Source organism: Amycolatopsis sp. CA-126428 (assembly GCF_002904335.1).
Taxonomy (GTDB): domain Bacteria; phylum Actinomycetota; class Actinomycetes; order Mycobacteriales; family Pseudonocardiaceae; genus Amycolatopsis.
This window is the reverse complement of record NZ_PPHF01000022.1, coordinates 1-6860: the sequence shown is the minus strand read 5'-3', so window position 1 is coordinate 6860 and position 6860 is coordinate 1. Positions and strand designations below refer to the sequence as shown.

7 protein-coding genes are annotated in these 6860 nt (G+C 72.4%); 4 read left to right on the top strand and 3 right to left on the bottom strand.

Annotated elements, in window-relative coordinates; all coding sequences use genetic code 11:
* Positions 1-338: 338 nt before the first annotated feature.
* Together C2L58_RS05935 and C2L58_RS05930 are read right to left on the bottom strand one after the other, a co-directional pair.
* Positions 339-1094: an SDR family NAD(P)-dependent oxidoreductase gene (locus tag C2L58_RS05935; RefSeq protein WP_103336496.1), complete on the bottom strand. Its 756-nt coding sequence runs from the start codon at positions 1092-1094 to the stop codon at positions 339-341.
* 113 nt (positions 1095-1207) lie between these two features.
* Positions 1208-2653: an MFS transporter gene (locus C2L58_RS05930; RefSeq protein ID WP_103336495.1), complete on the bottom strand. Its 1446-nt coding sequence runs from the start codon at positions 2651-2653 to the stop codon at positions 1208-1210.
* A gap of 112 nt (positions 2654-2765) precedes the next feature.
* On the opposite strand from C2L58_RS05930, the gene C2L58_RS05925 reads away from it, so the two are divergent.
* The gene (locus tag C2L58_RS05925; RefSeq protein WP_103336493.1) at positions 2766-3971 is read left to right on the top strand and encodes a cytochrome P450; all 1206 of its coding nucleotides are present in this window, start codon (positions 2766-2768) and stop codon (positions 3969-3971) included.
* A gap of 1 nt (position 3972) precedes the next feature.
* Here C2L58_RS05925 and lexA read toward each other — a convergent pair whose 3' ends face one another.
* A complete protein-coding gene (lexA, locus tag C2L58_RS05920) occupies positions 3973-4626 on the bottom strand; it encodes a transcriptional repressor LexA (RefSeq protein WP_103336491.1) in 654 nt (217 codons plus the stop codon).
* A 275-nt stretch (positions 4627-4901) separates the two neighbouring features.
* Between lexA and C2L58_RS05915 the strand changes: the two genes are divergently transcribed.
* The 3 genes from C2L58_RS05915 to C2L58_RS05905 form a co-directional block, all read left to right on the top strand.
* A complete protein-coding gene (locus tag C2L58_RS05915; protein WP_103336490.1) occupies positions 4902-5414 on the top strand; it encodes a lytic polysaccharide monooxygenase auxiliary activity family 9 protein in 513 nt (170 codons plus the stop codon).
* A 315-nt stretch (positions 5415-5729) separates the two neighbouring features.
* The gene (locus C2L58_RS05910) at positions 5730-6584 is read left to right on the top strand and encodes an MmyB family transcriptional regulator (protein ID WP_103336488.1); all 855 of its coding nucleotides are present in this window, start codon (positions 5730-5732) and stop codon (positions 6582-6584) included.
* A gap of 60 nt (positions 6585-6644) precedes the next feature.
* The coding region (locus C2L58_RS05905) for an alcohol dehydrogenase catalytic domain-containing protein (RefSeq protein WP_441296289.1) at positions 6645-6860 on the top strand (216 nt) is incomplete at its 3' end.

Below are 6860 nucleotides of genomic sequence, written 5' to 3'. Positions count from 1 at the left end.
CGCCGGGTCAAGGCACGCTTTCCCGCCTTGACGCGGCGTGACGGCCGTTGAACAATCCGGCGTTCGGGTCGGCGGAACGAGAATCCGCATGATGCCTCCCGGCTCACGGGAGATGCCCCGCTAATCACACAGCCGAGCAGCAACTCGCGTGGTCGAGCGCGGGTTTCGCGTGACTGAGGAGGGCTCTTGTGGGATTGCGCGTGGGTCTCGCCTGGCTGAGGACGGCTCTCGTGAGATTGCGCGCGGGTTTCGCTGACTGGCCGCGGGTTTCGCGTGACTACGCACAGACCTCCCGCGCCAGACCACAGATCCGCCACACACCCGCACACCAAAAACCCTCACCCACCAGCGATCGGCCCAAGAAACGTCCCGCCCGAAACATCCAAGGTCTGCCCAGTAACCCACCGCCCCCCGGCCCCGGCCAAAAACCCCACCACCTCAGCCACATCCTCCGGCTCCCCAACCCTCCCCAGCGCCGCAATCGCGGCAAGCCCGGCCGCCGCCTCCGGAACCGACAGCATCGGCTCCGTCATATCCGTCCGGATCGGCCCCGGCGCCACCGTATTGACCGTGATCCCCCGAGAACCCAGCTCATTCGCCAACGTCGGCGTCAACGCCGCGACCGCCGCTTTGCTCACCGTGTAACCGATCTGCGACGACACCGCGATCCGCGTCGCCATCGAACCGACCGTCACGATCCGCCCGCCGTCGTTGAGCACCGGCAGCAGCCGCTGGATCAGCAGCATCGGCGTCTTCACGTTCACCGCGAGAAGCCGGTCGAGTTCCTCCTCGGTCAAGTCGCCAATCGGGCTGTGCGAGCTGATGCCCGCATTGTTGACGAGGATGTCCAAACCGCCGCCGAACGCCGAGGTGACCGCCTCGGCCAGCCGGTCGATCGCCCCCGGCTCACCGAACCGCGCCGCCACCGGGAAGGCGTGGCCGCCCGCGTTCTCGATCAGGGACACCGTTTCCTTGGCCGCCACCTCGTTGCCGCCGTGGTGCACCGCGACCACCGCCCCGTCCGCGGCCAGCCGCAGCGCCACCGCGCGGCCGATGCCCCGCGAAGCCCCCGTCACCAAAGCGTTCTTCGTCATTTCCGGCTCCCGAAGGTCGGTGCCGGACCGTCGTGGCCCGGCGCTGACCCGAAGGTTTCCGCCCGCCGCTGACCGGACGTGCACCACGCGCGCACCGGCCGGCGGGCTGACGGTCAGCGGCCGGCCACGGCAACCGGCGCCGGAGTCGCCGCCACCGGGGACCGCCGCGGCAGGAACGCGGCCACGGCCAGCGCGATCAGCGCCGCCGCCGAGCCCATGCCCAGCACCAGCCGGAACCCGTTCTGGGACGGCAGGGTCGCCGGTCCGAACGAAATCGTCAGCCGGGCGAGGATCAGCCCGGCGGTGGCGCTGGAAACCGACGTGCCGATCGAGCGCATCAGCGTGTTGAGGCTGTTGGCCGCCGCGGTTTCCGACACCGGCACCGCGCCCATGACGAGCGCCGGCATGGCGCCGTAGGCGAGCCCGATGCCCGCGCCGATGATGCTCGAGACCAGCACCAGGTGCCAGGCCGCGCTCATCAGGACGATCCCGAGCGCGTACCCGGCGGCGACGACCACCGCGCCGAGCATCAGCGTCGTCTTCGGGCCGCGCGTGGCGGAAATGCGCGCGGACACCGGGGCCAGCGCCATCATCACCAGCCCGGACGGCGCCATCACCAGGCCCACCGCCAGCATCGACTTCCCGAGGCCGTACCCGGTGGCCGCCGGCAGCTGCAGCAGCTGCGGCAGCACCAGGGACATCGCGAACATCGCGAAGCCGAACACCGCCGAGGCGATGTTGGTCAGCAGCACCTGGCGCCGCGCGGTCGTCCGCAGGTCGACCAGCGGCCGCGCCGTCCGCAGCTCCCAGCGGCCCCACAGCAGCAGGACGACGACGGCGACCGCGAACAGGCCCAGCGTCGCCGCGCTGCCCCAGCCCCAGTCGGCCCCCTTGGAGATGGCCAGCAGCAGGCACACCAGCGCGATCGACAACCCGGCCGCGCCGGGCACGTCGAACCGGCCCCCGGTCCGGACCGGCGACTCCGGCACGAGCGCGACGACCAGCGCCGTGACGACCACGCCCAGGCCGGCCGCGGTCCAGAAGAGCGCGTGCCAGTCGGCGTTCTCGGCCAGCAGTGCCGCGGCGGGCAGGCCCAGGGCGCCGCCGACGCCGAGTGACGCGCTCATCAGCGCCGTGGCGGAGCCGAGCCGTTCGGCGGGCAGCTCGTCGCGCATGATGCTGATCCCGAGCGGGATGACGCCGGCGGCGAGGCCCTGCAGGGCCCGGCCGGCGACCATCGGCACCAGGCTGTCGGACAGGGCGCCGATCGTGGAGCCGGCGACCAGCGCGCCGAGGCTGATCAGCAGCATCCGCCGTTTCCCGTACATGTCGCCGAGCCGGCCCATGGTCGGCGTCGCCACCGCGCCCGCGAGCAGGGTGGCGGTGATGGCCCAGGTGGCGTCGGCCGCGGAGGCGTGCAGCAGCCCGGGCAGCGCGGGGATCAGCGGGATGACCAGCGTCTGCATCAGCGAGACGGTGATGCCCGCGAGCGCGAGGACCGCGACGACGAGGTTCGCGCGCGGCGAGGCCTCCCGGGCGGACGTGGATGGGTCGGGCACGAGCGGTCCTCCGGGGAAGTGGGGTGACGCGGCCGATTTAAATCAGTCGCTTGACTTAGCGTAGCAGTCTTCGGTTGACTGATCACGAACCGACGGCCACCGCGGAGGACCGATGACGAGCACCGCCGAGATCCCCGAGTTCCCGATGACCCGGGCCGCGGGCTGCCCGTTCGACCCGCCGCCCGCCGCCCGCGCGCTGCAGGAAGAGACCCCGCTCGCGCGGGTCCGGCTGTGGGACGGCAGCACGCCGTGGCTGGTGACCCGCTACGCCGACCAGCGCGCGCTGCTGGCGGACCCCCGCGTCAGCGCCGACATCACGCGGCCGGGGTACCCGAGCCCGGCGCCGCTGCCGAAGGGCGGCACCGGCATCGGCTTCATCCTGATGGACAACCCCGAGCACGCGCGGCTGCGCAAGATGGTGACGGCGCCGTTCACGATCCGCCGCGTCGCCGCGATGCGCCCGGCCGTCCAGAAGATCGTCGACGACCTGATCGACGAGCTGCTGGCCGGCCCGAAGCCGGTCGACCTCGTCGAGGCGTTCGCGCTGCCGGTGCCGTCACTGGTGATCTGCGAGCTGCTGGGCGTCCCGTACGCCGACCACGGCTTCTTCCAGGAGAGCAGCAAGGTCATCATCCGCCGCGACGCCCGGCCCGAGGAGCGGGCCGCCGGGCACCAGGCGCTGATCGGCTACCTCGACCGGCTGGTGGGGGAGAAGCTCGAACACCCCACCGGCGACCTGCTCTCGGGGCTCGCCGGCCGCGTCGCGGCGGGGGAGCTGACCCGGGTCGAAGCGGCGCAGATGGGGGTCCTGCTGCTCATCGCCGGCCACGAGACGACGGCGAACATGATCGCGCTGGGCACGCTCGCCCTGCTGGAGCACCCGGACCAGCTGGCGCTGCTGCGCGAGAGCGACGACCCGGCCCTGGTCGCGTCGGCGGTCGAGGAACTGCTGCGCTACCTGAACATCACGCACAACGGGCGCCGCCGGGTCGCGCTGGAGGACATCGAGATCGCCGGGGAGACCGTCCGCGCGGGCGACGGCCTGATCATGGCCAACGACATCGCCAACCGCGATCCGGACGTCTTCCCCGACGGCGACCGGCTGGACCTGACCCGCGACGCGCACCGCCACGTGGCCTTCGGCTTCGGCGTCCACCAGTGCCTCGGCCAGCCGCTGGCCCGGCTGGAGCTGCAGGTCGTCTACAGCACGCTGTACCGGCGGATCCCGGCGCTGGCCTTGGCCACCGAGCCCGGGAAGATCCCGTTCAAGCACGACGGGTCGGTGTACGGCGTGTACGAGCTGCCGGTCACCTGGTGAGTCAGACGCTGCGCAGCACCGACACGACCGTGCCGAGGATGACCGCGCGGTCGCCGTCGATGACGTCGTAGGCCGGGTTGCGGGGCTCGAGGTACACGTGGCCGTTGCGGCGGCGGTAGACCTTGACCGTCGCCTCTTCGTCGATCATCGCCGCCACGATCTGCCCCGAATGGGCCTCGGACTGCTGCTTGACCACCACGATGTCGCCGTCGCAGATGGCCGCGTCGATCATCGAGTCGCCGCGGACGCGCAGGCCGAACACCGTGCCGCGGCCGGTGAGGTCGCGGGGCAGCTTGAGGACGTCGTCGGTGTGCTCGACCGCCGAGATCGGGGTGCCGGCCGCGATGTCGCCGACCACGGGCACCGGCACCGAATCGCCGTCTTCGGCGGCGGCCGGGCCGTTCAGGAACGCGCGCACGTCGATCGGGCGCGACACCGTGGCGCCGCGGCGCAGGTAACCCTTGTCTTCGAGGCTGGCCAGGTGCTTCGACACCGACGACGTCGACTGCAGGCCGACGGCCTCGCCGAGCTCGCGGGTGCTGGGGGAGTAGCCGTACTGGACCACCCAGTCCCGGATCGCGACCAGGATCCGCTGCTGCCGCTCCGGCAGGGCCGAGGGGTCGAGGTGCTCGAACGTGTCGTCGTAGGTGGTCACCGGCGTGATCCTAGAGGCACGCGTCCCGCGCCTCGCCGCCGGTCCGGCCGGTGCGGTCCCGCTCAACGGAACACCGGGTGACAGTTGGCGCCTTACCAACATCGATCGGGACTTTGCCAGCCGTTGACCTGGGTCACGAATCGACGTATGGTCTAGACCACAATTTTCCTTCGCTCGTAACCCTTCCCGTCGCGGCGGACCTCCCAGCGAGGCCGGGGCCGCGGTTTCGCCGTGCCCGGCGGCGGGAGGCGAGCCTGTCCGGAGAAGGAGCTGGTATGAACCGCAAACTGGTCGCGGCCGCGGCGGGTGTCCTCCTGGCCCCCGTCCTGGTGGTGCTCAACCCCGCCGGGATCGCGAGCGCGCACGGCTACGTCAGCTCGCCGGCCAGCCGGCAGGCGCAGTGTGCCCAGCACGTCGTGGCGTGCGGGCAGATCCAGTACGAGCCCCAGAGCGTGGAAGGCCCCAAGGGCCTGCGGTCCTGCAACGGAGGCGTGGCCCAGTTCGCCGAGCTCAACGACAACGGCAAGGGCTGGCGCGCCGCGAGCGTCGGCCGCACGGTGACCTTCAACTGGACCTTCACCGCCCGCCACCGCACGTCGAACTACCAGTACTTCATCGGCGGCCAGAAGATCGCGGAAGTGAGCGGCAACAACCAGCAGCCGCCGTCGACCGTCGCCCACCAGGTGAACCTGGGCAGCCACACGGGCCGCCAGACGGTCTTGGCGGTGTGGAACATCGCCGACACGGCGAACGCGTTCTACGCCTGCATCGACCTCCAGGTGAGCTGACCCCGGTTCGCGGTCCGGCCGCAGCGTCCACTGTGGCCGGACCGCGAGCCGCCGGGACCCGAGCGAGCGCTTCGCGGCCGAGGGGTGCACGAGCCTGCTCGTCGGATCGCCGGGCGGACCGGCGATCCCGGACCTGGGGTTCGTCCGCGACCTCCCGCGGCGGAGAGCGTGGCGCTGGAGCGCGGGGCGCCCCACTGCCGCCACCGGCCCGCCGAGGTCCGGAAACAGCCGTGACGGGCGGCCTCGGGCGCCTCGCCCGAGCTGTCCACATAGGAAGAACCAGCGCGGTGACGGACCGCTGGTAAACCTGGTGCCATGGCTCTGCACGATCTCGGCGCCGCGGTGCGCCGGCTGCGCGAAAGCACCGACCCGGCCGTGGCCGGGCTGCCGGGCGGGCGGCGGCGGACCCGCGGGCTGCGGCGGGAGGAACTCGCCGAGCTGGCGGGGGTGTCCGCGGACTACGTGCGGCGGTTGGAGCAGGGGCGCCGCCACCCCTCGGCCGGGGTGGTGACCGCCATCGCCGGGGCGTTGCGCCTCGGGCGGGCGGACTACGAACGGCTCTGCGCACTGGCCGGGTACGCCGCGGTGGACGGGCAGGTGCCGCGCGAGGCCGGGGCGGCGGCGCTGCGGCTGCTGGAACGGTTCGGCGGCACCCCCGCCTTCCTGACCGACGCGGCGTGGAACGCGGTCGCCGTCAACGGTGCGTGGTTCGCGCTGCAGGCCGGCGGCCCGACCGGGCACGACCGGGACTGGAACGTCGCCTGGCGCACGTTCCGCAACGCACCCCGCGGGATCAGCCGGACCGACGAGCGCGCGGCCGGCTTCCGGGCGATGCTCGCCGCCCGGCTGCGGGACACCGCCCTGCGCCACCCCGCGGACGCGGCGCTCGCCGGGCTCGTCGACGAGCTGCGGACCACGAGCCGATCGTTCGACACCTTGTGGCGCGCCCCGGAACCGGTGGCCGCGTACGAGAACCGCGCGGTGTTCAAGCATCCGGACGGCACGGACATCACGCTCGACGGCCACCTCCTGGAAGTGCCGGGGGACGACCTGATGGCGGTGATCCTCACCGCGGCACCGGGTTCGGCCGACGCGGCCCGGCTGGGCGAGGTCGTCGGCGCCGCGGCCCGGCCGTCCGTCGTCAAGGTGGGCCAAGCCGGCCCAGGCTGATCCGGCCCGCGGCCGCGATCCTGGGGGCGAAGTGGATCACGGACGAAAGCGAGCAGCTCGATGAAGGCAGTGCGGTTCCACGAGTACGGCGATCCCGGCGTCCTGCGTTACGAGGACGTCGAGCTGCCCGTCCCGGCCGCCGGGCAGGTCCGGATCCGGGTCGCCGCGACGTCGTTCAACTCCGTCGACGGCAACATCCGCGGTGGGTTCATGCAGGGGCCGATCCCGGTGGTGCTGCCGCACACGCCCGGCATCGACGTCGCCGGCACGGTCGAC

Coding starts and splice junctions, on each gene's coding strand:
- C2L58_RS05925 (WP_103336493.1), top strand. CDS start 2,766: ATGACGAGCACCGCCGAGATCCCCGAGTTCCCGATGACCCGGGCCGCG.
- C2L58_RS05910 (WP_103336488.1), top strand. CDS start 5,730: ATGGCTCTGCACGATCTCGGCGCCGCGGTGCGCCGGCTGCGCGAAAGC.
- C2L58_RS05935 (WP_103336496.1), bottom strand. CDS start 1,094: ATGACGAAGAACGCTTTGGTGACGGGGGCTTCGCGGGGCATCGGCCGC.
- C2L58_RS05915 (WP_103336490.1), top strand. CDS start 4,902: ATGAACCGCAAACTGGTCGCGGCCGCGGCGGGTGTCCTCCTGGCCCCC.